23 protein-coding genes and 1 pseudogene are annotated in these 25,410 nt (G+C 60.8%); 4 read left to right on the forward strand and 20 right to left on the reverse strand.

All coding sequences use genetic code 11. The features are described from left to right. Nucleotides 1-14: 14 nt before the first annotated feature. The 13 genes from TSA66_RS05595 to TSA66_RS05655 form a co-directional block, all read right to left on the reverse strand. Complete coding sequence (locus TSA66_RS05595; protein ID WP_040039321.1) at nt 15-692, reverse strand: energy-coupling factor ABC transporter ATP-binding protein; 678 nt, start codon at nt 690-692, stop codon at nt 15-17. Beyond that, the gene (locus TSA66_RS05600) at nt 689-1,396 is read right to left on the reverse strand and encodes an ABC transporter permease (RefSeq protein ID WP_040039322.1); all 708 of its coding nucleotides are present in this window, start codon (nt 1,394-1,396) and stop codon (nt 689-691) included. Before TSA66_RS05600 ends, TSA66_RS05595 begins: the two co-directional genes overlap by 4 nt. A gap of 55 nt (nt 1,397-1,451) precedes the next feature. Then, nucleotides 1,452-2,294, reverse strand: coding sequence for a formate dehydrogenase accessory sulfurtransferase FdhD (locus TSA66_RS05605; protein ID WP_040039323.1), 843 nt, complete (start codon nt 2,292-2,294; stop codon nt 1,452-1,454). A gap of 28 nt (nt 2,295-2,322) precedes the next feature. Then, nucleotides 2,323-2,682: a hypothetical protein gene (locus TSA66_RS05610; RefSeq protein WP_040042230.1), complete on the reverse strand. Its 360-nt coding sequence runs from the start codon at nt 2,680-2,682 to the stop codon at nt 2,323-2,325. A gap of 11 nt (nt 2,683-2,693) precedes the next feature. Further along, entirely contained in the window at nt 2,694-3,839 is a 1,146-nt protein-coding gene (locus tag TSA66_RS05615; RefSeq protein ID WP_040039324.1) for a formate dehydrogenase subunit gamma, read from the reverse strand. 60 nt (nt 3,840-3,899) lie between these two features. Beyond that, on the reverse strand, nt 3,900-4,130 hold the full coding sequence (locus tag TSA66_RS05620) for a hypothetical protein (RefSeq protein ID WP_040039325.1): 231 nt from the start codon (nt 4,128-4,130) through the stop codon (nt 3,900-3,902). Further along, complete coding sequence (gene fdh3B / locus TSA66_RS05625; protein WP_040039326.1) at nt 4,127-4,753, reverse strand: formate dehydrogenase FDH3 subunit beta; 627 nt, start codon at nt 4,751-4,753, stop codon at nt 4,127-4,129. The genes TSA66_RS05620 and fdh3B overlap by 4 nt, the downstream gene beginning before the upstream one ends. Nucleotides 4,754-4,766: 13 nt before the next feature. Then, entirely contained in the window at nt 4,767-7,727 is a 2,961-nt protein-coding gene (locus tag TSA66_RS05630; protein WP_040039327.1) for a formate dehydrogenase subunit alpha, read from the reverse strand. Between the two features lie 18 nt (nt 7,728-7,745). After that, complete coding sequence (locus TSA66_RS05635; RefSeq protein ID WP_040039328.1) at nt 7,746-7,940, reverse strand: hypothetical protein; 195 nt, start codon at nt 7,938-7,940, stop codon at nt 7,746-7,748. Nucleotides 7,941-8,041: 101 nt separating this feature from the next. Further along, a complete protein-coding gene (locus TSA66_RS05640) occupies nt 8,042-8,662 on the reverse strand; it encodes a TorD/DmsD family molecular chaperone (RefSeq protein ID WP_040042231.1) in 621 nt (206 codons plus the stop codon). A 47-nt stretch (nt 8,663-8,709) separates the two neighbouring features. Further along, entirely contained in the window at nt 8,710-10,803 is a 2,094-nt protein-coding gene (locus tag TSA66_RS05645; RefSeq protein ID WP_040039329.1) for a 4Fe-4S binding protein, read from the reverse strand. Then, complete coding sequence (locus tag TSA66_RS05650) at nt 10,778-11,329, reverse strand: DUF3306 domain-containing protein (RefSeq protein ID WP_052452125.1); 552 nt, start codon at nt 11,327-11,329, stop codon at nt 10,778-10,780. The genes TSA66_RS05645 and TSA66_RS05650 overlap by 26 nt, the downstream gene beginning before the upstream one ends. Then, nucleotides 11,319-11,849, reverse strand: coding sequence for a DUF3305 domain-containing protein (locus tag TSA66_RS05655; protein WP_040039330.1), 531 nt, complete (start codon nt 11,847-11,849; stop codon nt 11,319-11,321). Before TSA66_RS05655 ends, TSA66_RS05650 begins: the two co-directional genes overlap by 11 nt. Nucleotides 11,850-12,082: 233 nt before the next feature. Between TSA66_RS05655 and mobA the strand changes: the two genes are divergently transcribed. The 3 genes and pseudogenes from mobA to TSA66_RS25395 all read left to right on the forward strand — a co-directional run bounded on the left by mobA (nt 12,083) and on the right by TSA66_RS25395 (nt 16,813). Beyond that, nucleotides 12,083-12,679, forward strand: a complete 597-nt coding sequence (gene mobA, locus TSA66_RS05660; protein ID WP_040039331.1) for a molybdenum cofactor guanylyltransferase MobA — start codon at nt 12,083-12,085, stop codon at nt 12,677-12,679. Nucleotides 12,680-12,691: 12 nt separating this feature from the next. Beyond that, a pseudogene (moeA, locus tag TSA66_RS05665) lies at nt 12,692-13,967 on the forward strand (molybdopterin molybdotransferase MoeA). Nucleotides 13,968-14,155: 188 nt separating this feature from the next. Beyond that, the gene (locus TSA66_RS25395; protein ID WP_084199312.1) at nt 14,156-16,813 is read left to right on the forward strand and encodes a putative bifunctional diguanylate cyclase/phosphodiesterase; all 2,658 of its coding nucleotides are present in this window, start codon (nt 14,156-14,158) and stop codon (nt 16,811-16,813) included. 122 nt (nt 16,814-16,935) lie between these two features. Here TSA66_RS25395 and TSA66_RS05675 read toward each other — a convergent pair whose 3' ends face one another. The 7 genes from TSA66_RS05675 to TSA66_RS05705 all read right to left on the reverse strand — a co-directional run bounded on the left by TSA66_RS05675 (nt 16,936) and on the right by TSA66_RS05705 (nt 24,727). Further along, on the reverse strand, nt 16,936-17,175 hold the full coding sequence (locus TSA66_RS05675) for a hypothetical protein (RefSeq protein ID WP_040039332.1): 240 nt from the start codon (nt 17,173-17,175) through the stop codon (nt 16,936-16,938). Nucleotide 17,176: 1 nt separating this feature from the next. Next, entirely contained in the window at nt 17,177-17,449 is a 273-nt protein-coding gene (locus TSA66_RS05680) for a hypothetical protein (RefSeq protein ID WP_040039333.1), read from the reverse strand. Between the two features lie 403 nt (nt 17,450-17,852). Next, entirely contained in the window at nt 17,853-18,587 is a 735-nt protein-coding gene (locus tag TSA66_RS05685; protein ID WP_040039334.1) for a Crp/Fnr family transcriptional regulator, read from the reverse strand. Nucleotides 18,588-18,897: 310 nt separating this feature from the next. After that, the gene (locus TSA66_RS05690; RefSeq protein ID WP_332309957.1) at nt 18,898-19,962 is read right to left on the reverse strand and encodes an NAD(P)-dependent oxidoreductase; all 1,065 of its coding nucleotides are present in this window, start codon (nt 19,960-19,962) and stop codon (nt 18,898-18,900) included. Beyond that, nucleotides 19,844-21,031 (reverse strand): osmoprotectant NAGGN system M42 family peptidase, encoded by a 1,188-nt coding sequence (locus tag TSA66_RS05695; RefSeq protein WP_040039336.1) that lies wholly within the window; start codon nt 21,029-21,031, stop codon nt 19,844-19,846. Before TSA66_RS05695 ends, TSA66_RS05690 begins: the two co-directional genes overlap by 119 nt. Nucleotides 21,032-21,050: 19 nt before the next feature. Beyond that, nucleotides 21,051-22,760: an N-acetylglutaminylglutamine synthetase gene (gene ngg / locus TSA66_RS05700; protein WP_040042234.1), complete on the reverse strand. Its 1,710-nt coding sequence runs from the start codon at nt 22,758-22,760 to the stop codon at nt 21,051-21,053. A gap of 185 nt (nt 22,761-22,945) precedes the next feature. Further along, nucleotides 22,946-24,727, reverse strand: a complete 1,782-nt coding sequence (locus TSA66_RS05705) for an N-acetylglutaminylglutamine amidotransferase (protein ID WP_040039337.1) — start codon at nt 24,725-24,727, stop codon at nt 22,946-22,948. 420 nt (nt 24,728-25,147) lie between these two features. Between TSA66_RS05705 and TSA66_RS05710 the strand changes: the two genes are divergently transcribed. Next, complete coding sequence (locus TSA66_RS05710; protein WP_157691614.1) at nt 25,148-25,357, forward strand: hypothetical protein; 210 nt, start codon at nt 25,148-25,150, stop codon at nt 25,355-25,357. Nucleotides 25,358-25,410: the final 53 nt, after the last annotated feature.

Below are 25,410 nucleotides of genomic sequence, written 5' to 3' on the forward strand. Positions count from 1 at the left end.
TTCCTTTCTATGCATCAGACGACCTTCCGGAGCCGATTCTGCCTTGCCTGTAAGCGGCCGTCGCGCAGTTTCAAGCGTTCCACATTGGGCAAGGAAATCAGGTCGCGGTCGTGACATGCCATGACGACCGTGCTTCCTGTAGCGGTCAGCGATGGGATCAGCGCGATCACCTGCTCCCGCGCGGCGCCGTCAAGGTTGGCTGTCGGCTCGTCAAGCAGCAAGAGTTTTGGATGGAGCACTTTCGCCCGCGCCAGGGCAACGCGCTGTTTCTCGCCGCCCGAGAGCGTGGCCGGCTTGCTCCTGCGCAGGTGTGCCACGCCCGCCCACTGCATCGCGTCATCGACGCGCCGTACAGCCTCTTCGCGTGCGACTCCGCGCGCGTTCAACCCGTAAGCGATGTTGTCTGCAATCGACGTGGAAAACATGACCGGGTGCTGGTGCACATAGACGACCGCTTCGCGCAGGATTCTGGGATAGGGGGAGAGAGAGGTCGCGGCTCCGCAGAAGCTGACATTGTCGACCTCGGCGCTTTCCAGGCCGGCGAGAATGCGCAGCAAGGTGCTTTTTCCCGTGCCGTTCAATCCGGTCAGCACATAGGCGGCTCCCTCGCGCAGCTCCAGGCGGTCGATCTCGAACAACTGTCGTTCGCCGAACGCCTTTTTCAGCCCGTCGATGGAAAGCAGCACAGTCATGATGCGCCCTTGGCCATCCGCGGATCGCCTTGCGCGAACACCAATCCTGCGTTGATCAGCAGCGCCAGGGTGACCAGCACGACGCCCAATGCAATACCTTGTGCGAATTCACCCTTGCTGGTCTGCAGCGCAATGGCGGTAGTCATGGTGCGCGTCTCTCCTGCGATATTGCCGCCAATCATGATCGCGCATCCCACTTCGGAAATGACGCGGCCGAACCCGCTGATAATGGCAGCCATCACGCCGAAGCGAACTTCATGGAGAACGGTACGCATCGTGCCCCAGCGCGAGGCGCCCAGCGTCACGGCGGTTTCCGCGATGCGCGGGTCGGCAGCCTGGATGGCGGCGAGCGAGAATGCGACCAGCACGGGCAAGGCGATCAAGACCTGCCCGGCGACGATGCCGCTCTGGGAAAAGAGCCAATGCAGGCCGCCCAGCGGACCCTGGCGCGACAGCACCAGGTACAGCAGCAGGCCGATCAGCACGGTCGGCAGCGACAGCGAGGCTTGCACCAGCCAGATGGCGACACGGCGGCCGCGAAAGGAACCGGTCGCGATCGCATAGCCGGCGACGATGGCGAGCGGCGTCGCCACGACGAGGGCGAGCACGGCGGTTTTCAGCGATACCCAGATGATCTGCCAGAGCTCGGCGTTCCCCGATAACAAGAGGGCAAAGGCGGCTTGGATGGCGTCAAGAAAAGGCATCGTTGGTGAGCGTGGCAAGTACCGTGGAGATCAGTTTTCCAGAATGTACTGTCGACTACGCGACGCGCAGGACGTCGGCCAGATGGGGCTCCATGACGAGCCTATCCTTCCCGGTCAAGGCAAGGAAGTGCTTTCCGGTACAGCGCGCAAGTAGGGCCATGCCCAGCCTGTCGGCCACCATGTGTCCCATCTGCGTGGTTCCCGAGCGCGAGAGCAAAAATGGAATGCCCATCTGCGCACCCTTGATCACCATCTCGGATGTCAATCGGCCGGTGGTGTAGAAGACCTTGTCGTCACCGGCCAGTCCGTCCAGCCACATGCGGCCGGCAATCGAATCCACGGCGTTGTGGCGCCCCACATCTTCGATGAAATACAGCAGTTCACCCTCGCCGCTGAACAAGGCGCAACCATGCACCGAGCCGGCCTGCTTGTAAATCGACTGAACTGTGCGGACAGTGTCGACGATCCGGTACAGCACCGACTGCCGCAGGCGCGCGTCCGGCGAAAGCGTAGTCCGGTCGATGTCATCCATCAGCCCGCCAAATACCGACCCCTGGCCGCAACCGGTGGTCACCACTTTCTTCGACGTTCTTTCCTCGATGTCGGCAATGCCGCCGGTCGTCTTTACGGCAACCGCTTCCACGTCCCAGTCGACCGTAATCGATTCGATCTCGTCCAGCGACCTGACCAGGCGCTGGTTGCGCAGGTAACCGAGCGTCAACGCTTCCGGCGCGCTGCCCAGCGTCATCAGCGTGACCAGCTCCCGCTTGTCGACGTACACCGTCAGCGCCCGCTCAGCGGGAATCGAGATCGTGGAAAGCCGCCCTCGCTCATCCATCGCCTCCACCTCGCGGGTCAGGGGAGCGCTGGCGTTGGTCATGGTCGGACGGCGGGGCATGGCGGGCTTTCGTGGTGGTGGAACAATCTTATTGCTTGGGCGGGGTGGCAGCCGCGGCAGCCGGAACGCCTGATGCCGCGGGGGGAGCAGGGGTGTTGGCGGCATTGGGCGCGCCAGCAGCCGCAGCGCTTGGCACATACGGCCCGGGATCCGTGCAGGCCGGCGTCTCCATGGTCGGCTTCCTTGCGCCTTCTTTGCTCTTCAGGTACTGCTTGGCAACACGATCCTGCGCCAGGCATAACTTGTAGGCGGCGACCTTGTCGCTCCATGCCGCCTTATCCTTGGCGGCCGCTGCCGCCGCGGCTGCTTCCGGCGTCGGCGGGGGAAGCTTCGCCAGGGCGCTGGCCGTGGCGAGCGCCAGGATCGTCAATACGAATGCGGTGCGCATCAGGACCTCCTTCAAGCATTGATCGGCGCAGGCGCATCGCCGGGACGCGGCCGCGTGCGCACACGCGGGATTTCGCCGCTTTGCACCTGCTCGTACCACAGGTCATGGTGTTCCTTTGCCCAGGTGTCGTCGACGTATCCGTGGCGCATGGCGTCGTAAGCGCCTTCCATGCCGATCGTGCCAAGATAGATGTGGCCGATCGCTCCCGCAGCCATCAGCGTAGTTCCCACCAGATGGACAATGTGGGCGAGCTGCATGTTGCTGCGCGAGTAGACAATGCCGGGCACCAGCATGTCGAGCACGAAGCCCGATACGCTGATGATGAGCCCGAGCAGCACCAGCCCACCCCAGAACCAGATTTTTTCGCCGGCATTGAAGCGCCCCGCGCTGGGCTCCCTGCCGCCGAACAAGCCGCCGAAGCGCAGCAGCCAGCGCATATCTTCCCTCGCCGGAAAATTGTCACGCACGTACAGGACGAAGAACACAATGATCGATACTGCAAATACCGGGCCGACGAAGTTATGCACGGTCTTCAATGCGTAGGTCAGCCAGCCGAACAGCATGTGCCCGGTCAGGGGCAGCAGCAGGTAGCGTCCGAAGAGCATGATCAGGCCGGACACGGCAAGGGTCACGAAGCTGAGGGCAACCGTCCAATGCACGGTGCGCTCCACCACGGTAAACCGTTCGATCGATCTGCCGGTCGGCGGCTCCTTGTTGCGGATCTTGCCGAAGACGAAGTACAGGATGGCCACCGCCAACAATGCCGCAAGGATGACGCCGGCACCGAAGAGGGTCAGCGGCCCATTGCGGTACTGGCGCCACGCCTCGCCTGCGGTCAATGCCCTGTCTTGCCCGAGGAACCGTGCTTTCGGCTGAATCAGCACGCCCGACTCCAGGCCGGGCAGACTGGAATAGTGGCGCTCGCCTTGTTTCACTTCCCGCCACACCGGCGCGTTGTTGCCGGGCTGGTCGCGCGACCGCTCCGCCTGGTTTTGCTTAAGGATGTCAACGGATTCGACATTGGGAACCCCGGCGGCCGGTGGCGGTGCCTGCGGAGCGGGGCTCTGCGCGGGCGTGGCCGTTTTCACATCCTGCGCCCACGCCATGCCCACGGCCAGCATCGTGGATAAGGCAAGGCTGAAAAGCCATTTGATCATGATGTCGTGCCTCCTGGAGCTTAGATGCCTCTCGTGCGGCATCCATGCCTGTGGTGCGCCTTAATTCGTCTTCACATACTCGTTCTGCAACTGCCCCCGGGACCGGATCTGGTTTTCCCAGCTCCCCTGGTTGCCGGGCGTCCATCCGTTCACGACATACAGGTCCTTTGCTCCTTGCCAGGGAGCGACGTCGTGCCGGTTGGTGTTGTCGGAAGTCTTTTTCTGGTCGGGCTCGCTGCAGCCGGAAAGCAGTACGGCGGCAGCAGCGAGAAGCAGGACGATCGGCTTCATGATTTTTTCCCGGTTGGTGCTGCACCCTGGTTGGGCGCCTTGCCATAGGCAGTTCCCCATCCCCACACTTCGCTACCCTTGCCGCGGTGAATGACACGGGTGCGAAAGATTTCCGCCACCACGTCGCCATCGCCGCCGAGCAGCGCCTTGGTCGAGCACATCTCGGCACAGGCCGGCAGCTTGCCTTCCGCCAGCCGGTTGCGGCCATACTTTTCAAACTCTGCCTGCGAGCCGTTTTCTTCCGGACCGCCGGCGCAGAACGTGCACTTATCCATCTTCCCGCGCAGGCCGAAGGTACCCTTGGACGGAAACTGGGGCGCGCCGAAGGGGCAGGCGTACGCACAATAACCGCAACCGATGCAGGCATCCTTGTTATGCAGGACCACACCCTCGTCAGTCCGGTAAAAGCAATCCACTGGGCAGACCGCCATGCAGGGCGCGTCGGAGCAATGCATGCAAGCCACCGAAATCGTCTTTTCCTGCCCGACGACGCCGTCATTAATCGTGACCACGCGGCGGCGGTTGACGCCCCATGGAACCTCGTTCTCATTCTTGCACGCGGTCGCGCAGCTGTTGCATTCAATGCAGCGCTCCGAGTCGCAAATGAATTTCATCCTTGCCATGTCGTCCTCTGCGTCAAGCGGTGAAGCGTTCGATATTGCAGATGGTGGTCTTGGTTTCCTGCATCATGGTCACCGAGTCATAGCCGTAGGTCGTGGCGGTATTGACCGCCTCGCCGCGTACTATCGGCGCCGCGCCTTCAGGGTAGTCTGCAAGCAGATCCTTGCCCTGCCACCATCCGGAAAAGTGGAACGGCATGAACGCGGTATCGGGCCCGACGCGCGGCGTGACGAGCGCCTTGACCTTCAGGCGTGCGCCGGTTGGCGTGGCCACCACCACGTACTCGCCGTTACGGATGCCGCGATCCGCTGCCGCCTTGGGATTGATTTCCACGAAGGCGTCCTGCTGCAATTCGGCCAGCCAGGGATTGGAACGCGTCTCCTCGCCGCCGCCTTCGTACTCGACGAGCCGGCCCGACGTCAGGATGATCGGGAATTTCTCGTGCAATTTGGCTTCCAGGTTCTTTTGCTGTACCGACTTGTACAGCGTCGGCAGGCGCCAGAACGACATCTTGTCGTCGTGCGTCGGATACTTGACGACCATGTCCGGCCTGGTACTGTAAAGCGGCTCGCGGTGCAGCGGCACCGGGTCGGGGAAGTTCCAGACCAGCGCGCGCGCCTTCGCATTGCCGAACGGGTGCACCCCGTGTACCTTCAGGCAGACACGCTGGATCCCTCCGGATAGGTCGGTTTTCCAGTTCTTGCCTTCTGCCGCCTTTTTCTCTTCTTCGGTCAGGTCGTCCCACCAGCCGAGCTTTTTCAGCAGCACATGGTCGAACTCCGGGTAACCGGTCGTGATGTCCGACCCTACCGAGTACACCCCGTCTTCCGCAAGGAGATTGACGCCGTCGCGCTCGACGCCGAAGTTCGCGCGGAAGCAGCCACCGCCGTCCATCACATGCTTCGTGGTGTCATACAGGTTGGACGAGCCCGGGTGCTTGAGTTCCGGCGTGCCATAGCAAGGCCAGGGCAGGCCGAAGTAATCGCCGGTCAGATCGTAGCCTGTGAGCGGGTCCTTGCCGCCCTTGCACTTGAGCGTCTTCACGTCGAACAGGTGCATGTTGCGCATGTGCGCCTTCAGCCGCTCCGGCGACTGGCCGGTATAGCCGATGGACCAGGTGCCCCGGTTGATTTCCCGCAGCATCGACTCCGGCTCCGGTTCCATCATGCCTCCCTTGCCGGGCACCAGTTTCAACTTCGCCACCAGCTCCTTGCCGAAGCCGAGTTTCTCGGCCAGCTGGTACATGATCATCTGGTCGGTGCGCGACTCGAACAGCGGCTCGATCACGCGTTCGCGCCATTGCAGCGAGCGATTGGACGCGGTCACCGATCCGGCGGTCTCGAACTGCGTTGCCGCCGGCAACAGATAGACGGCGCGGTTCGGATTGAGCTGCTGCCCATCCACCTTCATCGCGGCCATGGCCGCTGTCGCGGACGGGTACGGGTCGATGACGACGAGCAGATCGAGCTTGTCCATCGCCTTCTTCATCTCCAGCCCGCGCGTCTGCGAGTTGGGCGCATGGCCCCAGAACACCAGTCCCCTGACGTTCGGGCCCTGGTCGATCAAGTCGTTCTTTTCCAGCACGGCATCGATCCAGCGCGACACAGTCGTGCCGGATTTTTCCATCAGTGCCTGTGATGGGTATTGCTTCTTGATCCATTCATAGTCCACGCCCCAGACTGCCGCCCAGTGTTTCCACGCCCCGGTGGACAAGCCGTAGTAGCCCGGCAGGGAATCGGGGTTCGGTCCCACGTCGGTCGCGCCCTGGACGTTGTCGTGCCCGCGGAAGATATTGGTGCCGCCGCCGGAGATGCCGACGTTGCCGAGCGCCAGCTGCAGGATGCAGGACGCGCGCACCATCGCGTTGCCGATGGTGTGTTGCGTCTGGCCCATGCACCAGACGACCGACGATGGACGGTTCATGGCCATCGTTTCCGCTGCCTTCTTCACTTCCGCTTCCGGCACGCCGCACGCTTCCTCGACCTTGTCCGGCGGCCACTTCATGACTTCTTCGCGCACCTTGTCCATGCCGTACACGCGGTCGTTGATGTACTTCTTGTCTTCCCAGCCGTTCTGGAAGATGTGGTACAGCATTCCGTACAGGTAAGGAATATCCGAGCCGGAGCGGATCCGGATGTACTGGTCGGACTTGGCCGCGGTGCGGGTATAGCGGGGATCGACGACGATGATCTTGGTGCCGTTTTCCTTGGCATGCAGCATGTGGAGCATGGAAACGGGATGTGCTTCGGCGGCATTGGAGCCGATATACATGATCGCCTTGGCGTTCTGCATATCGTTGTAGCTGTTCGTCATCGCACCATAGCCCCAGGTATTCGCGACGCCGGCGACCGTCGTGGAATGGCAGATGCGCGCCTGGTGGTCGGTATTGTTGGTCCCGAAGAAGGAAACGAACTTGCGCAACAGCGCCGACTGTTCATTGCTGTGCTTGGAAGAGCCGACGAAGAACATAGCGTCCGGGCCGCTCGTCTTCCGGATGTCGAGCATCCGGGCGGAAATTTCGTTGAGCGCCTGATCCCAGCTGATGCGCTGGTATTTCCCATTGACCAGCTTCATCGGGTACTTGAGCCGGTACTCGCCGTGCCCGTGCTCGCGCAGGGCGGCGCCCTTGGCGCAGTGCGCACCGAGATTGATCGGGGAGTCGAAAACCGGCTCCTGCCTGGTCCACACGCCGTTTTCGACCACGGCGTCCACCGCGCAGCCAACCGAGCAATGCGTGCATACGGTGCGCCGGACCTCGACCTTGGCCTTGCCTGCCGGCTTGTCGTCGGCTGCGCCGGCCTCCTGAATGAGATTGAGCTGCGATACAGCAATGCCGGCACCGATACCGATGCCCGAGCGTTTCAGGAAGGTCCGCCGGTCCATGGTGGGCAGCGCCCGCGAGAGGCTGTCGGTGAGGCTGGAGCTGAAGCGATCGGGCGAGCGTTGCCCTGACTGCCCTTTGCGAGTCAACAACATGGTCATCTCCGCAATCAATTAGATGGTCGTGGTGCGGTAGTACTTCTTGATGTGGTCGGTCAAGCGGTAGCTGTCACCTTGCGGTTCCTTCGCGGCTGCTGTGTCGCGGGGGATGGGGGGGCTGGAGGAGAGCTTGGCGGCTACTCCGGCTGCCGCGGCTCCGCCCAGTACGGCGAAGAAGGTTCTCCGCGCGATCTTGGACTGCTGGGACATGCTTGTCTCCTTTGTGGAACGTCCGCGAGGCATCTGCGTTGCCTTTGCATCTAATCAAATTAGCACAGTCATGGTGCACAAGATTGATCGGTCGCAAGCGCTCATGCCATATCGAATGCCTGCGTTTCGACATCAAAAAAATGTTTTGCGAGCTGTGCAACTTCAGAATAAAAAACGGCCTGCGGATGATGCATGATCGTGTCGCACATCGCGCCGGCCCACTGCTGCAGATGCGTGCTGAAAAACCGCTTCTGCGTATCGAGGCTGCTGTGCTCGGCATCCTCGGACAGGATCAGGTAGCGCATGACCTCGCACATGGCGGCAATGTGATCCTCGCTTTCCGGCATGCTGTCGCTCCGCTGCAAGCGCAGCGCGTCGAGATCGCTGCGCAGGGCGGCAAGCGGCTTCTCCATCAAGAAACCGGAAAGATAGAACGAGGCGTACAGCATGATCTCCGGCTTGCCGACGCCGATGAACAGCGACTCGTACTCGTCCCGGACCTTCTGTGCCTGTGCTTCCTCGCAGGTGGCAGCAAGGTCGTTCCATGCCTGTTGCAGCACGCCGTCGCCGGACGAAGGCGCCTGCGCGATCGCATCGAGCAAATCCTTCGTCGGCGGCCCATAGAACAGGGTGGCCAGCAGGCCGTACAGGTCGGCACGCGCGCTTTCCTCGCCCTGGTAGGGCGCTTCGAATCGGAGGGCCTGGGTAGAGACAGATGTCATCGACGCTTTCCTTTTCGGCAAGGTACTGCCAGCAATCACCGCTTCATTCACCGTTTCAATTCGAGAATGCTCATTTCCTGCTTGTTCTGCATCATGTCCACCACGCGGCAGTCGCCGCACATCTTGATGCGGTCGAGGTTGCCGGCAAAGGCGCCATGGGTAGCGAGTTTGGCGAGCATGTTGTCCATCATCTGCAGCGTGCCGAATGGCGTGCCGCAGCGTATGCAATGGAAAGGCTCCGCTTCATTCAACACGACGCGCTGCGTTGCGCGCTCATCGAGCAGCAGGCGCGGCCTCAGCGAAATCGCGCTTTCGGGGCAGGTCTTTTCACACAGGCCGCACTGCACGCAGTTCTTCTCGATAAATCGCAGTTGAGGCAAGCTCGGGTTATCGATCAGCGCCGATTCCGGACAGGCGCCGACGCAGGACATGCATAGCGTGCAGGCCGAGGTGTCAACGGCGACAGCACCATAGGGCGCACCGGCCGGCAAGGGGATGTCGGTGGCCCGGACGGGGGCATGGTCGAGCAAATGACCGAACGCGAAGTCGAGGGTGGCGCGTTTGTCCGCGGTGACGTGGTAGACCGCCGCTTCGGCCGGAACGGATGCGGGCCGTGGCCGCTGCAATTCGCTGTCCAGTTCGAGCGCGCTTGCCGCGCGCAACAGATCGATATGGCGCCCTTCATAGCCGAACGCCGAAAGGATCGTTTGCGCGATGCCGATCTGATGTTCCAGGGCATCGATGTACTGTGGCGCTTCCTCATCCGTCAACAGCACAAGGACGTTGGAGGCGCCATAGGCGATGGCGCTGAGCCAGACGTCGATGCCAACTGCCGCCACATGGTGCAAGTCGACGGGAATGACGCGCGCGGGCATGCCCTGCGCTGCGCCCGTTCCCGCGAGCCGCCCCAGCGCAACGATCAGCTCCGCACCGCGTTCCTGACTATGGAGCAACAATGCAGGCTGCCTTCCTCCCGCTTTCCGATAAGTGCCGAGCAGCGTGCGCAAGCGTTGGCCGAGGTCGGATGCGCGGGGGTAGGCATAAGTCAGCGCACCCGATGGGCAGACCGTCGTGCATGCCCCGCAGCCGGCGCAGAGCTGCGCATTGACCTTGATGTGGTCGCCGTCATGGCTGATCGCGGCGGTGGAGCAGACGTCGATGCAGGCGTTGCATCCGGTCTTCCTGTTACGACTGTGAGCACACAGCTTTTCCTTGTAGGTAAAGAATTTGGGCTTGCTGAATTCGCCGACCAGTTGCGTCAGTTGCAAGGCATATTCGGCCTGCCTGACCACATCCTCGCCGGGAGCGAAATAGCCCTGGGGCGGCTGGTGGAGGGTAATCAGCGGCTGGTCGCAAAGATCGAAGATCAGGTCGAACGCTTTCTCGCGCTCAGAGGCGGCGCGGCCAAAGTCGATCGCGCCGATCGCATTGCACGCCTTTACGCAGTCACGATGCGACGTGCAGGCGGTTAGATCGATCTGGTAGCTTAAGTCGATCGCGTTTTCAGGACAGGCCGCGATGCAGGCGTTGCAGCGCGTGCACAGTTCGAGATCGATCGGATTGGACTGCTGCCAGCGCACCGTGAACGCGCCCAGCCATCCTGCGATCCGTATGCGCTGTCCCGAAAAGGTCGGATAACGCCGCTCCAGCATGGCCTCGCCGCCGAAGCCCGAGGTCAACAGGACACTGACGTCAAGTTGTGCGGACAGCCGCTTTGCCCATGGCATGACACGCGACGACGGCCCGATCAGCAAGACGCTGCCGTTGGAGACGTAGTCGACCGACGGCACCGGCTCCGGATCGGGCAAGGCCGCAGCGGCAAGCAGGGCAGCTATCTTGGGCAAGGCCTGCTTCGCCTGCGCGCCCCATCCAGCCGTTTCCCGGATGTTCACGAAGCGAATCGGCGCCGTTGTCTCCCGTTGCTCGGCCAGCTCGGAAAACAGGGCGCGTTCCTGCGTACAGCCCACCACGACCTGGTCGCTGCCCTGCAGCGTATCGAGATAGGCGCCCACTTCGCGCCGGCACAGCTGCGACGCGACGGGCAGCGCTTGCGTGCCGAGCGCGGCACCCAAGGCGCTGCCGGCCGAGGCATCGAGCGGCATCGTGCGATTGCAATTACATACCTTGAACCGGGTCGTCATGGCTGTTCTGTTCCTCTGGGGGCGGCGGGGCGCCGCGTGATGCGTTGCCTGTTAGGGATGCGCCGCATGCCGCTGCGCTGTCGCGATCCTCGGCAAGCGAGGGCGCGCAAGCCTCGACCTGGGGAAGCGCGTCCAGCGGCGTCGTCAACGGGTTGTCACGTTGCGCCAGCGGGTCCAGCAGCGATTGCGCATGGTTGAGCGCTGCAAGCATTGCCGCGGGAATCGGCGTGAACGTGTGATAGTCCTCGATATAGACATCCAGCCCGTCCATCACATTGAAGCGCGGATCGGCGAACAGTTTTTTCATCGCCGAACGGCGGATATGTTCGTCAACGCCGCGCGCGACGAATGGCGTGAAGTCCGACTCACTCGTCAACTGCGCGACATCGTCCAGTGAAGGTGGCGGGGGCGTCGCAGCGTGCGACGGCACATCCGCTGCGCCGGGTGTTTTTTCCCGGGCATGTCTTTCCGCGGCCACTTCCGCGTTCCGCTTCGACCAGCGGGCGAAGAAGCTTTCAGCTTCCATGGGAATTTCCCTCCGCGCGCGCCATTTCCTCCACGGCCGCTCCACCTTCGAACGAAGGCTTGCGCCGTTTCTTCTTCGGTTCCGGACGATAATGTTCCTGCACGAAAGCCTTCATGTGCGCAATGACCGCCGGGGACGCCGGCAGGGTGTCCACCTGCTCGCCGCCGTCCATCAGGCGGGCAGCTTCGTTGTAGGACAGCGTGACTTGTTTCGGCACGGCGACCTCCTGACCGTCGCATGTCTCCAGGCGCCACATGATGAACCAGCAGGGAGTGGGCGAAGCAATGTTCAGGAAGTAGCCTTCGGCTTCATCAGGGTAGAGGCTGATTGGAAAACCGCCGAACAGCCAGCGCATATCCGACGCATCGTGGCGCAGGCAGCGATAGCCGGCGTCAGCCAGGAGATCGTCTGCTGAGATTTCGATCGGCTTCCACTGGAAAGGCTGCCATCGATTGGCAATCGGATTGGCAATAGGTTCGCGCTGCATCACTACTGCAACCGTAAGGGAATCTGTCTCCATTTGCTCCGCCAGCGCTCGCCGCGCTTGTCCTGTGTGGGAACATGTAGGTCTTCGATATTGCGCCAAAAAACAGGCGGGCGCAGCCTTTTTTGTATGCGCGTTTGATCAATGCCGAGTGGAATGCGATGTAAGGTTGTCCTGCGTCATTAGCACTGCAAGGAGCCAATCGAAAAGTGCCTGCACGAGGCTACAATTTTCAGACTTCTCCCCCAATCGTTGAACGACCCAGCACGATGTCAATTGCGCCTTCTCGCATTACCGGCCTGGTTCTTGCCGGCGGCCGCGGCTCCCGAATGGGCAGCGTGGACAAGGGATTGCAGCCCTTTCGCGGCGCGCCGATGGTATTGCATGCAATCTTGCGCCTGGCGCCGCAAGTCGGCCCCCTCGTCATTAACGCGAATCAAAACATTGGCCCCTATGAAGGCTTCGGCTATCCGGTCTGGCCGGATCAACTGACCGGGTTCGAAGGGCCGCTAGCCGGTGTGCAAACCGGCCTCGCGGGCTGCGAGACGGAGTACCTCGTGACCGTGCCGTGCGACTCGCCATTCCTTCCAGAAAATCTCGTGGCGACCCTTGCCGACGCGCTCGTTGCCGCCGACGCCGATATTGCGGTCGCCGTCACGCAGGAAGAGGAGCGGCGCACGCATCCGGTTTTTTCCCTCATGAAAGCGAGCGTGCTGCCCAGCCTGACAGCATTCCTGCAAGAGGGCGGGAGAAAAATCGAAAAGTGGTATCGCTCGCTGCGGTTCGTCGAAGTGATGTTTCCTGGCGCAGACGCCTTTCGCAATATCAATACCTTGGAAGAATTGCGCCGCTTCGAAGAATCCTGATTCTTGACCGACATGTCTTATTCCCGGCTCTCCGACGTCACCGGCTGTTTTTCCGATTACGATCCCGACGCCTTGCCGGTGGAGAAGGCGCAGCAAATCGTCAGGGAGTTCGTTACGCCCATCAACGCCGTCGAAAAGGTCGCCCTGCGCAGCGCGCTGGGGCGGGTACTGGCGCGCGACGTCGTTTCTCCGATTAACGTTCCGCAACACGATAATTCGGCAATGGACGGCTACGCGTTTTCCAGCGCGGCCCTCGGCGGCTCGCAGCCTGTGACGCTGGAAGTCGTCGCGACCGTCCTCGCCGGCGCAAGCTTCGATAGGACAGTGCGCGGCGACCAATGCGTACGGATCATGACGGGAGCGCCGATGCCGCCCGGTTGCGACACGGTTGTTCCGCAAGAGTTGACCCGCGCGGCAGCGTCCGGGAAGGTGACGTTCGCCTCAGGAGTGGTCAAGGCGGGCGACAACCGGCGACTGCAGGGAGAAGACTTGAAGGCGGGAAAGGCGGCTCTTGCGCAGGGCCGGATGCTGCATCCAGCCGATCTGGGCCTGCTGGCGTCGCTTGGCATAGCGGAAGTGCAAGTGCAGCGGCGTCTGCGGGTCGCATTCTTTTCCACCGGCGACGAGCTGCGCTCGGTCGGCGAACCACTCGACTCCGGCTGCGTCTACGACAGCAACCGGTACACCTTGCACGGGATGCTGCAGCGCCTCGGGTGCGAACTCATGGACATGGGGGGGGTAAAGGATGATCCGGCATCACTCGAAGCGGCCTTCCGGACGGCATGCGAGAACGCGGACGCCGTGATCACGACCGGCGGCGTGTCGGTGGGAGAAGCGGATTATACGAAGCAGATCATGCAGACCGTGGGCGACGTCGCCTTTTGGAAGATAGGAACGCCCCATGGCCTTCGGACGCATGTCGTCGGGCGGCAAGAGCGCCTACCTGTTCGGACTGCCCGGCAATCCGGTAGCGGTCATGGTGACGTTTTACTTTTTCGCGCGGCCCGCGTTGCTGCGGATGATGGGCGCAGACGACACACCGTTGCCGATGTTGCGCGCGCAATCGCAAGGAGACATTCGCAAGAAGCCGGGGCGCACCGAGTATCAGCGCGGCATCCTGACGCTCGGCGACGACGGTGTTCAGCGGGTGTGCATCACCGGTTCGCAAGGCTCCGGTATTCTGCGTTCGATGGTGGAGGCGAATTGCATGGTGGTGCTTGGCGATCGCCAGGGCTCCGTCAAGGCCGGAGATCTGGTGGATGTGGTTGTCTTTGACGGGCTCTGTTGAACCTTCCCGCTGTATTCATCATGGCGTGCTGATTGCAGCAGCGGGCAACGGCACTTCAGTGCGGTTGCAAGACTGCGCATGCATGCCTCAACGATCGAGCGCTCAATTTCACAGTGGCATGAACGGATAACGATATATGCAATCAAAGATGAGACATATCATCCCGTTCGCTCGGTGCAATTCCTTTCATGAAGAAAAACGCTCCCGACAGTCTGATCTTTCTCGCTCAAGACAGCGAAATCGCCTCGTTGATGCGCTCCTTCGACTGGACGAGATGCCCGCTAGGCGCCCCGGAGGGGTGGCCGCCAACATTAATTGTCTTGGTCAACAGTATTCTCGCCACCAGCGTGCCGATGGTCGTTAGTTGGGGACCACGTTTTATCTCCATCTATAACGACGCCTACCGGCAACAATTTCTCGGCAACAAACATCCCGAAGCATTTTGTCAGCCCTATCTGGATATTTGGCCGGAAATCCGGCCTCAACTTGGCCCTATCGTAGAGCGAAGCTGGGCGGGACAGACGACCTACGTTGAAAACACACCGTTCATCGTGCAACGTCGCGGATACAAGGAGCAAATCTGGACCACGTTTTCTCTTTCACCGATCTTCGATGACGGTGTCGTCGTCGGTGCCCTATCAGTTGGCATGGATACGACTGCGCAGGTCGTGGCAGAAAGACGTCAGCGGTTTCAGCTTGCCTTCATTGACGAGCTGCGTGGATTGACCAATGCCACCGACATCACTGCGGCAGCGACAAAGCTGCTATGCGAACATCTGGCAGCAACACGCGTTTTCTATTCAGAAGCTGACGATCTTGCGGAAAATTTCTTCACCAGGGCGGCATGGTCAGCTGTCCCGTTGCCCGCGCTGCCGCCGGGCGGACGAATCAGTGACTATGGTGCGGAAATTAGTGCCATTTTGCGTTCCGGCGAGGCATTCGTTGTTGATGATATTGATCGTGACGACCGGACCCTAACCTCTGCGGAGGCATACGCTGGCCTGAATATCCGCTCGCTGCTGGTCGTTCCGCTGGTGAAGTCGGGACGCCTTATTGCCGCCCTCAATGTTTCCCGCCTCGATCCTTACCACTGGACGAAGGAAGACATCGTTGCGACGCAAGAGGTTGCCGAGCGAACGTGGGCGGCGGTCGAGCGCGCACGCGCAGAGGCGGCCCTGACATTGGAGCGCGATCGCAGCCGGGACATTCTGGAAAATATGGATGAAGCCTTTGTGCTGCTGGACCGCGACTTCCGGATCCTGCAGATCAATACCGGCGCGCTACGCCTCGAACAACGATCGGCATCTGAAATGATCGGGCACACTGTTTGGGAAGTTTGGCCCGGTCTCGAATCCGCAGAGTTAGGGCAGCTTTACAAGCAAGCCATGGCGCAGCGCATCCCGGCGAGACATGAACATTACTACACATTCGCACACGGAAACGCGCTCTGGCTCGACATGCACGCCTATCCTTATGGCGATGGAATGGCGGTCTTTTATCGGGATGTGACCGAGACCAAGCTTGCCGAGCAGCGGGTACTCGCGGCGGCACAGCACGATCCGCTAACCGGGCTGCCGAATCGGGCCCTAGTGTTCGAGTATGCCAGCCACTTGCTTGCCGCAGCTCAGCGCAGTCATGCACACGGAGCCTTCCTGTTCATCGATCTCGACCGGTTCAAACCCATCAACGATCTCTACGGACATGAAATCGGCGACCGGCTGCTGCAGGAAGTCGCCAAGCGCCTCTTGAAATGCGTGCGACAGGAAGATCTTGTCGGCCGCTTGGGCGGCGACGAGTTCATCGTCGTGCTGCATCAGGTAGGCCACGTGCATTCGGCTGCCACCGTGGCGCAGCATATACTCGACGCACTTTCGTATCCGTTTGAAATTGACACCCTGGATCTTGCCATATCGGCTTGCATCGGAATCAGCGAGTTTCCGCAGCATGGCACCGACGTGGATGCGCTCATCCATGCCGCCGATCTGGCCATGTACCAGGTCAAATACGACAATCGCGGGAGTTATTTCACCTACACCACCGAACTGGATAATCGGGCTGACGCAACCTCGGCAATTGAAGCGCGCTTGAAACGTGCCCTGCAACGCGACGGCCTTGTGCTGCACTATCAGCCAGTCATTGACATGAGACGCGGGCACGTGGCCAGCGTCGAAGCCTTGCTTCGGCTGAGAGGCGACGATGGCCGATTGATCGGTCCCGATCAGTTCATTCCGATTGCCGAAGCGGCGGGGCTGATCGGCCAGCTCGGCGAATGGGTCGCCGTCGAAGCGTGCCGCCAGCATAACGCGTGGCAAAAGGAAGGACTGCCCCCGGTCAGCATGGCGCTGAACGTCTCCCCGCTACAGTTCAGGCAACGTGGATTCGCGCAACAACTAGAGGCGATTCTGCGCAACGCCGGCATGGACCCCTCCTTTATCCAGATCGAAGTCACTGAAAGCACGGTGATGGGGAATGTCGACGATGCCGTCAACACGCTAAAAGGCATCCGATCGAGCGGAATCAAAATCGCATTGGACGATTTCGGCACCGGCTATTCCAGCCTCAGCCATCTGAGCAGTCTTCCGCTCGACAAGCTGAAGGTAGACCAGTCCTTTGTGCGCCGCCTGGAACACGACAATTCAAGCAAGGCCATTACAATGGCCATTATTGCCTTAGGACGAACGCTGAACCTGGAAATCGTCGGGGAAGGCATTGAGTCGGAAGAGGCTCTGGCCTATCTGGAAGAGCAAGGTTGTAACCAGGCGCAAGGGTATTTCATCAGCCGCCCGCTGTCGGCGACAGACTTCGCCAGCTGGTACCGGGAAAGAGCGTTGACGATGTACGGCTAAATACTTCGAACATCTGGCAGCGAATCAAGCGCAGTTCTATTTCTCCAACGCCCGCTTTCGGATGCCATCATCGGCAATTCCGATCTTGGTTATCTGGTGCAGTAAAAAGCCATACTGCGCGTTCAATAAAAGCCGCTTATTTCACAATTGTCAGTCGGCGGCGCAGTGCGCGATGACACGGTATTGCTATTCGGCCCTTCCTCCCGTGCCGAAGCAGTAAAGGCAGCCTGTAAAATCGCGCGCATGACTTCTCTGTCCGTCGCCGCATCATATGCGGTGCCGTGGCGCCGGAATACCCCCGCTTCCACCGCTTTTTGAATGGCGGCATCCAACGCCGCCTCGGAAATCCCGATGACCGCCATATCAGGCCGCAATTCTGTAAGGCAAGCGTAACTTCCTGCGACGATCTCCGACGATCGACCGCAATTCGTCCATGCTGGTTGCCGCGCATTCGGCCATGCACAGAAGGAGGGTGGCGCTCAATTGCAAATCTCCGTTACGGATTTTGTCGAGCGTCTTTGACGAAATACACAGGCGCTGAGCCAGCGCCTGGTCGTTGCTTACCCCGAGGCGCTGCTGCAAGGTATCGAGTAATCGATTCGGATCGTAGTGTTTATAAGAGAATGTTTTTTGCATGGTATTAGGATAAAAAGGTCCGTCAACGACGGTGGTGGATCACCACAAAAATAACGCTCGGACAGGGTTCTCTGAACAATGCGGAGAAGACTTGGAGCGCGCATATTCTCATGGGCCCGGTGAGCGACATCGAGGTTTTATGCATACACCGCATAGACGCCGAGTATGCATGGATGGGCACTATCCTCGTACGATAATTTCAGGTTCATCAACGGAAGATCGAACTATCAAGCCAGATGAAATTGTCCCGCATCCGGGCTACGGGGTACTGTCCGGTAGCTGACATAGACGCGCAATTTGAGCAAAAAATGACATGAACTTTCTTGTTGTAATCCCGTAGCAGACAAATGATTCCCTCATGCATGTTTTTCATATCGACACAAACCTCCTGACGCCTTTGCGCTCACTCTTCCTGGCCGCGCGGCATGCCGAGCAGGCGCTGGTACTGATCGCGCACTGTCGCATAACATTCGCACGCGGTTTCTTCGAGCTTTTCCCGATTCAGTATCCTCATGTGGCCACGGCTGTATTTGATCAAGCCAGCGTGCTGAAACATTCCGGCCACGAGGCTGACGCTGGGCCGATGCACGCCCAACATGGCTGCCAGGAACTCGTGGGTCAGGTTGAATTCATTACCCTGCACCCTGTCATGCGTGACCAGCAGCCAACGGGCAAACCGCATCTCGACGCTATGCAGGCGGTTGCAGGCGACGGACTGCAATACCTGCGCCAGATACCCCTGGGCGCAGCATTCGGCGAGATGGCGTAACGGCAACAAGGTGCTGATGGCTTCCCTGAAGTCGCTGACCTTCATACGGAGGCTATGCCCCGCAATCTGGCAGATGATCGTTTCCGTGGCATGCGTGGCACCGACCAGCACTTCGACGTTGGTATGGCTTTCGTTGCCGATCGTGCCGACTTCAACCATGGTGCCGTCTTCCATGCACAACGTGCAGGAATGGGCGCAGTCGCAGGGGAAGTAGACATATTCAAATGGCTGGCCTTGCTGGCACAGGACGTCCTTCACCTTGGTCGGCACCAGCTCGAATAAGGGTAATAGCTGCTGGTATTGATCATCCGGGAGTCTGGACAGCAAGTGGTTCTGGCACTGCTGCGCCTGCGCAAGGGTGACAGACATGTCGTTTCCTTTGTTAAGGATGCTATCGAAGCCAGAGGAAACGGACAGGTGACTGTGATCGCAATCAGCTACGGTTTCGACCTGAAGGGGAGGTCTTTAGAGGAAGGCCGATGGAGTGTGTTGTCCATAGGCATGGCTGAAAAGAAAGCGATGCGGACGCGATGCATAGTTTGCGCATCATGGCTATGTATGTAATTGACATTGCTTCAAGCCGGTAAGTTCAATCCTGACATATTGCTCTTGATTCAAATATGGCAGGCTCCATGCCGGAGCGTGAAGGCCTGCCACCGTCGGGAGAACACGGCCTCATTCATTGGCCAAACAGCTTGACCACGCTGGTCAGATGCTCGCTGCCTAGCCCACTCTCCTGCGCTTGACGGAAGACTCCATAAGCCGCTGCGATGGTCGGTGTCGATTCTGGATTTCCCGCCGCGGCCAGCACATAGCCAAAGTCCTTGGCCACTAGCTCGACAGGAAACTGTGGTGCGAACTCTTTAGCCAACATCCCCTCGGCGGCACGCTTGGCAAAGGGACTGCACACGACCGTCCCGCCCATTGCCTGAAGCACGCGGCCAGCATCGGCCCCCGAGCGTTTCAGGATTCCAATCAGCTCGGCCATGGCGGTGACTTGAATGCCGAGCAAAGCGTTGGTGGCAAGTTTCGTGAGCGCCCCTGTTCCTAAGGGGCCAACGTAATGGATGGCGGTTCCCATCGCTCCCAGCAGCGGTTCCGCGCGCCTGGCGATCGTCTCATCGCCGCCCACGAAATAGATGAGTTGTCCCGCCTCGGCTTGCGGTCGAGAGCCGGACACGGGCGCTTCAAGGAATGCAACGCCGGCTGACTGCGCTGCCTTGCCGAGCTCGCCAATCCAGTCGCGCGACACCGTTGAGCTTTCGATCGCCACGCTGCCGGGTTTCATGCCAGCCAGCGCGCCGGTCTCGGGGCTGCACCAGACGCTGCGGGATGCGTCGTCATCACGCACCATGGCAATAACGAAGTCCGCTTGCGTCGCGGCTTCGCGAGGGCTTGCGGCTGCGCTGGCGCCGGCCTGGACCAGCGGTTCGGCTGCCGCAATCGTGCGGTTCCAGACCGAAACCCGATGGCCGGCCTTGATCAGGTTGGCGGCCATGCGGCTGCCCATGGCGCCCAAGCCCAAAACAGCGACGTTTGACATAGTGCTTCTCCAGTTCAGCGGTTGGTGGTCTTGCGCGCAGTTGCTGCCTGGCGCGCAACGTGATGACGCGAGCGGTTCAAGCTTATTGCCGCAATAATTTCCCCAGGTCCGGGCGCGGCGTGTCGGTCGGCGCCATCTGTTCGGCGTCGAGTTGTTGCGAAAAGCTATCGACCGAATCGAGAACGGGCTCGCGATCCTCAGGCAGCGCAGGGGGCGACTGCATGTACAGGCTAAGCAATTGCGCCAGATGCGCCAGGGTGGAAACATGGGTGCGCTCATACCCGTGCGAGGCATCCGTGGCAAAGCACGCCAGCGCCGTGCGAACATCATATCCGGCGGAGACGGCCGAGCCGGCATCCGAGTGGTAGAAACGGAAAACATCGCGATGGCTGGGAATGCCGTGTTCGGTGCACAAGGACAGCAAGCGCCGCGTCAGATGGTAATCATGCGGACCGGCGGAGTCCATCAGGGGAATCGTCACTCCCATGCGCTGTGTATCCTGGCCGGCCTCGGTCGGCCCGATATCGACGCCAATGACTTCGCTGACATCCTTGTCGATGCCTGCGCGCGCGCCGGAGCCGACTTCTTCGGTGAGCGTAAAGATGGGGTGGCAAGTCATCGCTATCGCCACCTTCGCATCCGTCACGGCTTTCAGTGCCGCCAGCAGTGCAGCCACGCCTGCCTTGTTATCCAGGTAGCGCGACACGATGAAGCCATTGTCCAGCAACTCGGGATTGGGGTCGAAGGCGACAAAGTCGCCGACCTGGATGCCCAGCGCAGCGGCATCAGCCGCCATGAAAACCTGTTCGTCCAGGCGCACTTCCACCTGTTCCCATGCCACCGGCTGCGTGTCTACCGCATCGCCATAGACATGCCCCGATGCCAATAACGGCAGTACCGAGCCGCGGTGCCGCCCGTGATCGGTAAACACCGTCACGCGTCCGCCTTCTGCCCATCGGCTCGACCAGGTGCCCACCGGCCTCAACGTCAAGCGGCCATTCGGCTTGATCTGACTGACCATCGCGCCGAGCGTGTCCAGGTGCGCGACAATGGCGCGCGCCGGGCTGTACCGGCGCCGTTCCGGCAAGCTGCGCGGCAGCAATGCCCGGATCGTGCCGCGCCGCGTCAGCTGATAGGGAATACCCATCCTGTCCAGACGGCACCCCGTGTAATGCACGATTGCATCCGTCAGCCCCGCGGGGCTGGGGATGGCGAGCAATTCAAGCAAGGTCGTCTTCAGGTAGTCGACATCAATCGGGAGTTTTTCCATCGCATATTTCCAGCCATTGTTATGCAGTCAGGGGAAACAGCAAATCGATAAAGCGCTGCGCTGTCGGTTGCGGTTCATGGTTGGCGAGTCCCGGCCGCTCGTTTGCCTCGATCACCACGTATTGCGGCGAATCCGGCGCCTCCACCAGGAAATCGAGGCCGACCACCGGAATGTGCAGCGCGCGGGCGGCCGCTTCGGCGGCATCGCGCAGGGCAGGGTGCAGCTGCGCCGTGACGTCATGAATCGTGCCGCCGGAGTGCAGGTTGGCCGTTTTGCGCACCTGCACATGGCGGCCGTTTTCCGGCACCGAGTCCATCGTCAGGCCTTGCGCAGCCAGACAGCGCTCCGTTTCCTCATCCATCGGAATCTTGCTTTCTCCGCCGGTGGCCGCCGCGCGCCGCGCGCTCTGGCGCTCGATCAGGCGGGCAATGGTCGATTCGCCGTTGCCCGTCACTTCGGCGGGGCGGCGGATTGCCGCGGCCACCACCTTGTAACCGATGACGACAATGCGCAGATCCTGCCCCTGGCAAAATTGTTCAATCACCACATGGCCGCCGACGGCGGAAGCGCGCTTGATTGCGTCGGGCAAATCTTCCGGCGAGCGGATATCCACGCTGATGCCGCGCCCCTGTTCGCCGAGCGCAGGCTTGACCACCACCGAGCCGCACTCGCGCAGGAATTCGGCATCGGCCTGAGGATCGCCTGCCACCCTCTGGCGCGGCACGTTCAGCCCGATCGACGCAAGCCGGCGCAGCGTGAGCACCTTGTCCTGGCACCAGGTCATCGCCACGCCGCCGGTCAGTTCGGTAAGCGACTCGCGGCAAAGGATTTCATGGCCGCAGTAGCGCAACTTGAAAATGCCGGCATCCACATCGAGCACGTCGACGCTGATGCCGCGCCGGCGCGCTTCATCGACAATCAGGCGGGCATACGGATTCAGCCCGTCGATGCCTTCCGTGTTCGAAAACAGCGATTCATTGATCGAGTTCTTGTGTTTCACCACAAAGCCGGGCACCTGTTGAAACCCAAGCCGCTCGTAGAGCGCAATCGCGTGGTCGTTGGTGTGGAGCACGGACAGATCCATGAAGACGCGCCCCCGCTGGGCAAACAACCCGGCCAGGTGGTTGACCAGCGTCGGGCCGGTGCCGGACAGCCGGGTTTGCGGATCCACCACCAGGCACCATAAACTCGTGCCGCCTTGCTCGTCGCCAAAGGCGATCTCATGGTCGACACCGATTGCCGAACCAATCACTTCGCCGCTGCTTTCATCTTCGGCGATCAGGTAGACCAGCGCCTCGGAACCGAGCTGGTTCCACACGATTTTCGGATCGAGCGGCACCATGCCGCGCATCAGGTACAGGCGGTTGATGGCGGCGATATCGGCACGCGTCGCGAGCGGGCGCACCACCACGCCCGATGCCGGCTCTTCCGGCGGCTGCGATGCAGCCAGCTTGCGCCTGAAGATCAGCGATGGGTCGAGGAACAGGTTGGCAGGCGCCTCGGCCAGCACCAGCTGCGGCGCGTTGACATGCAGCGCAATGTCCCGTTTGCCCGGCGCCTCCTGCAGCAGTGTTTGCGCCAGCAGCGCCGGTGATTCGAAGGAGGGCGCGTACAGCAAGCGCCCCCATCCGCACTCGATCATCGCGTTGGTGCGCGACCCTCTCGGTATCTCGCACGGCGACGGCATCCGATCCTGCGCGCGCCGGACCAATTCTGGGTGGGCTGGCATTCCGGTTCCATTGCCGGATGAACCAGGCTGGGCGGTATTCATGATGCTTTCCTATCTCGTGTTCGGATTTGTTGATACATCAGGAGCCGATCAGGAATGTCCGGCTCCCGGCGAGCGTTGCCGCCTGCTGCCGCAGGCATGCAGAGCGGGTGTGTGCGGATTGCGCCGGCGATGTCGAATTGCCTTCATATGCCGTGCGCCTGCAGCCATGCTTCCAGCAACGCCATCTGCCAGAGCGTCGAGCCGCGTAACGGGGTGATGTAACTGTCGGGTGATTCAAGCATGCGGTCGATGGCGTCGCGGCGGAACAGGCCGCGTGTGCGCGCAGCCGTGCTGTCCAGCGTGCCGCGCACGAATTCGAGGAAGCTGCCGCGCAAGTACTTCAGCGCCGGCACCGGAAAATAGCCTTTTGGCCGGTCAATGACCTCGGCTGGTATCACGGCACGGGCCGCCTCCTTCAATACGTACTTTCCGCCATGGGCGATTTTGTGCCGCGCCGGGATGCGTGCCGCCAGCTCCACCAGCTCATGGTCAAGAAACGGCACGCGTGCCTCCAGCCCGAATGCCATCGTCATGTTGTCGACGCGCTTGACCGGGTCTTCGACCAGCATCACCGTGGTATCCAGGCGCAACGCCCGATCGATCACGCTGTTTGCGCCGGGTTTGGCGAAATGGCTTTCCAGAAAATGGCCGCTCGTGTCTTCCAGCAGCATGTGCGGCGCCAGCAGATTTTCCATGTCCTGGTGCGTGCGGTCGAAAAACACCTGCCGGTATGCGTCGACCCCGGCCGCGGGATCCGTGATCTGCATCAGCGGCGGATACCAGTGATAGCCGCCGAACACTTCGTCGGCGCCTTGCCCGCTCTGGACCACCTTGCTGTGGCGGGATACGGCTTCGGACAACAGATAGAACGCGACGCAGTCGTGGCTGACCATCGGCTCGGCCATCGCGGTAATCGCCTTGGGCAAGGCCTGCAGCAGGTCGACTGCGGGAATGTGCAGTTTTTCGTGGATCGTGGCGTAGTGGCGCGCCACCAAGTCCGAGTAGTGATATTCGTCGCCCGCTTCCTCGTCGACCGCCTCGAACCCGATGGCGTAGGTGCGCAGATCCGGTGTGCCGGCTTCGGCCAGCAATCCCGTGATCAGGCTGGAATCGAGCCCGCCGGAAAGCAGCACGCCAACCGGGACGTCGGCCACCAGACGGCGCTTGACCGACACGCGCAGCGCATCGAGGACGGCCATCTTCCAATCCTCAAAGCTGCGCTTTTCGTCGTCGTCGCCGCGCTGGAAATCGAGATTCCACCATTCCCTGATGGTGCATTTTCCTGTGGGGAAAACCGTCATCAGGCTGGCCGGCGGAAGTTTTTTTATGCCGCGCAATATCGTGTGCGGGGCGGGAACGACCGCGTGCATGGACAGGTAGTAGTGCAGCGCCTGCGAATCGAGTGAGGTGTCGACGTCGCCTGCCGCGAGCAATGCCGGCAAGGTTGACGCAAAGCGCAGGCGATCGCTGTCGACGGTGTAGTAAAGCGGCTTGATGCCAAGGCGGTCGCGCGCCAGGTAAGTCATGCCGCTGTCGCGCTCCCACAGGACAAAGGCAAACATGCCGAGGAAGCGGTCGAGTGCCTTTTCGCCCCATGCGTGCCACGCCTTGACGATCACTTCGGTATCGCCCGTGGAAATAAAGTGATAACCGGCGGTTTCCAGTTCTTGCCGGAGCTCATGATGGTTGTAGATCGCGCCGTTAAAGACAACCCCCATGCCGGTGGTGCTGTCAATGAACGGCTGATGCCCGCGCAGGCTCAAGTCCATGATGCTCAGGCGCCGATGGCCGAAGCAGCGTGAGCCCAAGCTGAAGATGCCTTCGCCATCGGGGCCGCGGTTTGAGTGCGCGGCGTTCATTCGCGCCACCGCGCCCACATCGGCAAAGGTTTGATCGAAGCGTAGCTCGCCGGCAAGGCCGCACATACATTTTTCCTTGCATGTAGCCAAAACCATTTAAATGCAAGTAGCGTTCCACGCCTCCCTATTATTGGAAGCAATTTTTCAGGGGACTGGAGAAGATTACAAACAGGCATCCATTGCTGTACGGCGTGTCTACCGATAGAGCCATGCAACACTCGATTCAACGGCAAATGTGCTGTCAGCACTTGAAAAAAGCATCGGCATTTTCCACCGCAAAAACGCCGCTACCTCTTCTCTAGTATCGAAAGTTTTTCTGGCAGCGTGAAGAACTTACGCAGTGTTGAAGTACTTGCCTTTCCATGTTGCCGGATCGGCTTGCAGGTTCGCGAAAGGCAGATGCCTGTGTCAGCTACAGTACAGACTGCACCGCATGTGCGGCGGACAATCCGACTCGTGTTAGTCCACGATCCCAAGAGGAGAAACATGATGAAGATTACTTGCGAAATGTTGCAGGCGGGGACGAGAAAAGCGGTGGAGCATGGTGTCTTGCCGCGTCGCTCGTATATGGAAGATCTCGCTACCAATGCAGAGATCATGCAAGAAATCCTCACGGCGGCGCTGGAAGCTCATCCTGAGCAATCGAAGGGAAGCAAATTGTCCGGTCATGCGGAAGCCGTATTGAATGCGGATTGAATCACCTTGTGCGCCGGTGCTCTGGCGCGCTGTGCCGAACGAGTTATCGGCGT

This window comes from Noviherbaspirillum autotrophicum (assembly GCF_000818395.1).
GTDB classification, from domain to species: Bacteria; Pseudomonadota; Gammaproteobacteria; order Burkholderiales; family Burkholderiaceae_D; genus Noviherbaspirillum; species Noviherbaspirillum autotrophicum.

Coding starts and splice junctions, on each gene's coding strand:
- TSA66_RS05600 (WP_040039322.1), bottom strand. CDS start 1,396: ATGCCTTTTCTTGACGCCATCCAAGCCGCCTTTGCCCTCTTGTTATCG.
- TSA66_RS25395 (WP_084199312.1), top strand. CDS start 14,156: ATGAAGAAAAACGCTCCCGACAGTCTGATCTTTCTCGCTCAAGACAGC.
- TSA66_RS05705 (WP_040039337.1), bottom strand. CDS start 24,727: ATGTGCGGCCTTGCCGGCGAGCTACGCTTCGATCAAACCTTTGCCGAT.
- TSA66_RS05605 (WP_040039323.1), bottom strand. CDS start 2,294: ATGCCCCGCCGTCCGACCATGACCAACGCCAGCGCTCCCCTGACCCGC.
- TSA66_RS05595 (WP_040039321.1), bottom strand. CDS start 692: ATGACTGTGCTGCTTTCCATCGACGGGCTGAAAAAGGCGTTCGGCGAA.
- fdh3B (WP_040039326.1), bottom strand. CDS start 4,753: ATGGCAAGGATGAAATTCATTTGCGACTCGGAGCGCTGCATTGAATGC.
- TSA66_RS05655 (WP_040039330.1), bottom strand. CDS start 11,849: ATGGAGACAGATTCCCTTACGGTTGCAGTAGTGATGCAGCGCGAACCT.
- TSA66_RS05630 (WP_040039327.1), bottom strand. CDS start 7,727: ATGTTGTTGACTCGCAAAGGGCAGTCAGGGCAACGCTCGCCCGATCGC.
- TSA66_RS05615 (WP_040039324.1), bottom strand. CDS start 3,839: ATGATCAAATGGCTTTTCAGCCTTGCCTTATCCACGATGCTGGCCGTG.
- TSA66_RS05675 (WP_040039332.1), bottom strand. CDS start 17,175: ATGGCGGTCATCGGGATTTCCGAGGCGGCGTTGGATGCCGCCATTCAA.
- ngg (WP_040042234.1), bottom strand. CDS start 22,760: ATGCCAGCCCACCCAGAATTGGTCCGGCGCGCGCAGGATCGGATGCCG.
- TSA66_RS05620 (WP_040039325.1), bottom strand. CDS start 4,130: ATGAAGCCGATCGTCCTGCTTCTCGCTGCTGCCGCCGTACTGCTTTCC.
- TSA66_RS05640 (WP_040042231.1), bottom strand. CDS start 8,662: ATGACATCTGTCTCTACCCAGGCCCTCCGATTCGAAGCGCCCTACCAG.
- TSA66_RS05685 (WP_040039334.1), bottom strand. CDS start 18,587: ATGTCTGTCACCCTTGCGCAGGCGCAGCAGTGCCAGAACCACTTGCTG.
- TSA66_RS05635 (WP_040039328.1), bottom strand. CDS start 7,940: ATGTCCCAGCAGTCCAAGATCGCGCGGAGAACCTTCTTCGCCGTACTG.
- TSA66_RS05645 (WP_040039329.1), bottom strand. CDS start 10,803: ATGACGACCCGGTTCAAGGTATGTAATTGCAATCGCACGATGCCGCTC.
- TSA66_RS05695 (WP_040039336.1), bottom strand. CDS start 21,031: ATGGAAAAACTCCCGATTGATGTCGACTACCTGAAGACGACCTTGCTT.
- TSA66_RS05610 (WP_040042230.1), bottom strand. CDS start 2,682: ATGCGCACCGCATTCGTATTGACGATCCTGGCGCTCGCCACGGCCAGC.
- TSA66_RS05650 (WP_052452125.1), bottom strand. CDS start 11,329: ATGGAAGCTGAAAGCTTCTTCGCCCGCTGGTCGAAGCGGAACGCGGAA.
- TSA66_RS05710 (WP_157691614.1), top strand. CDS start 25,148: ATGATGAAGATTACTTGCGAAATGTTGCAGGCGGGGACGAGAAAAGCG.
- mobA (WP_040039331.1), top strand. CDS start 12,083: ATGTCAATTGCGCCTTCTCGCATTACCGGCCTGGTTCTTGCCGGCGGC.
- TSA66_RS05680 (WP_040039333.1), bottom strand. CDS start 17,449: ATGCAAAAAACATTCTCTTATAAACACTACGATCCGAATCGATTACTC.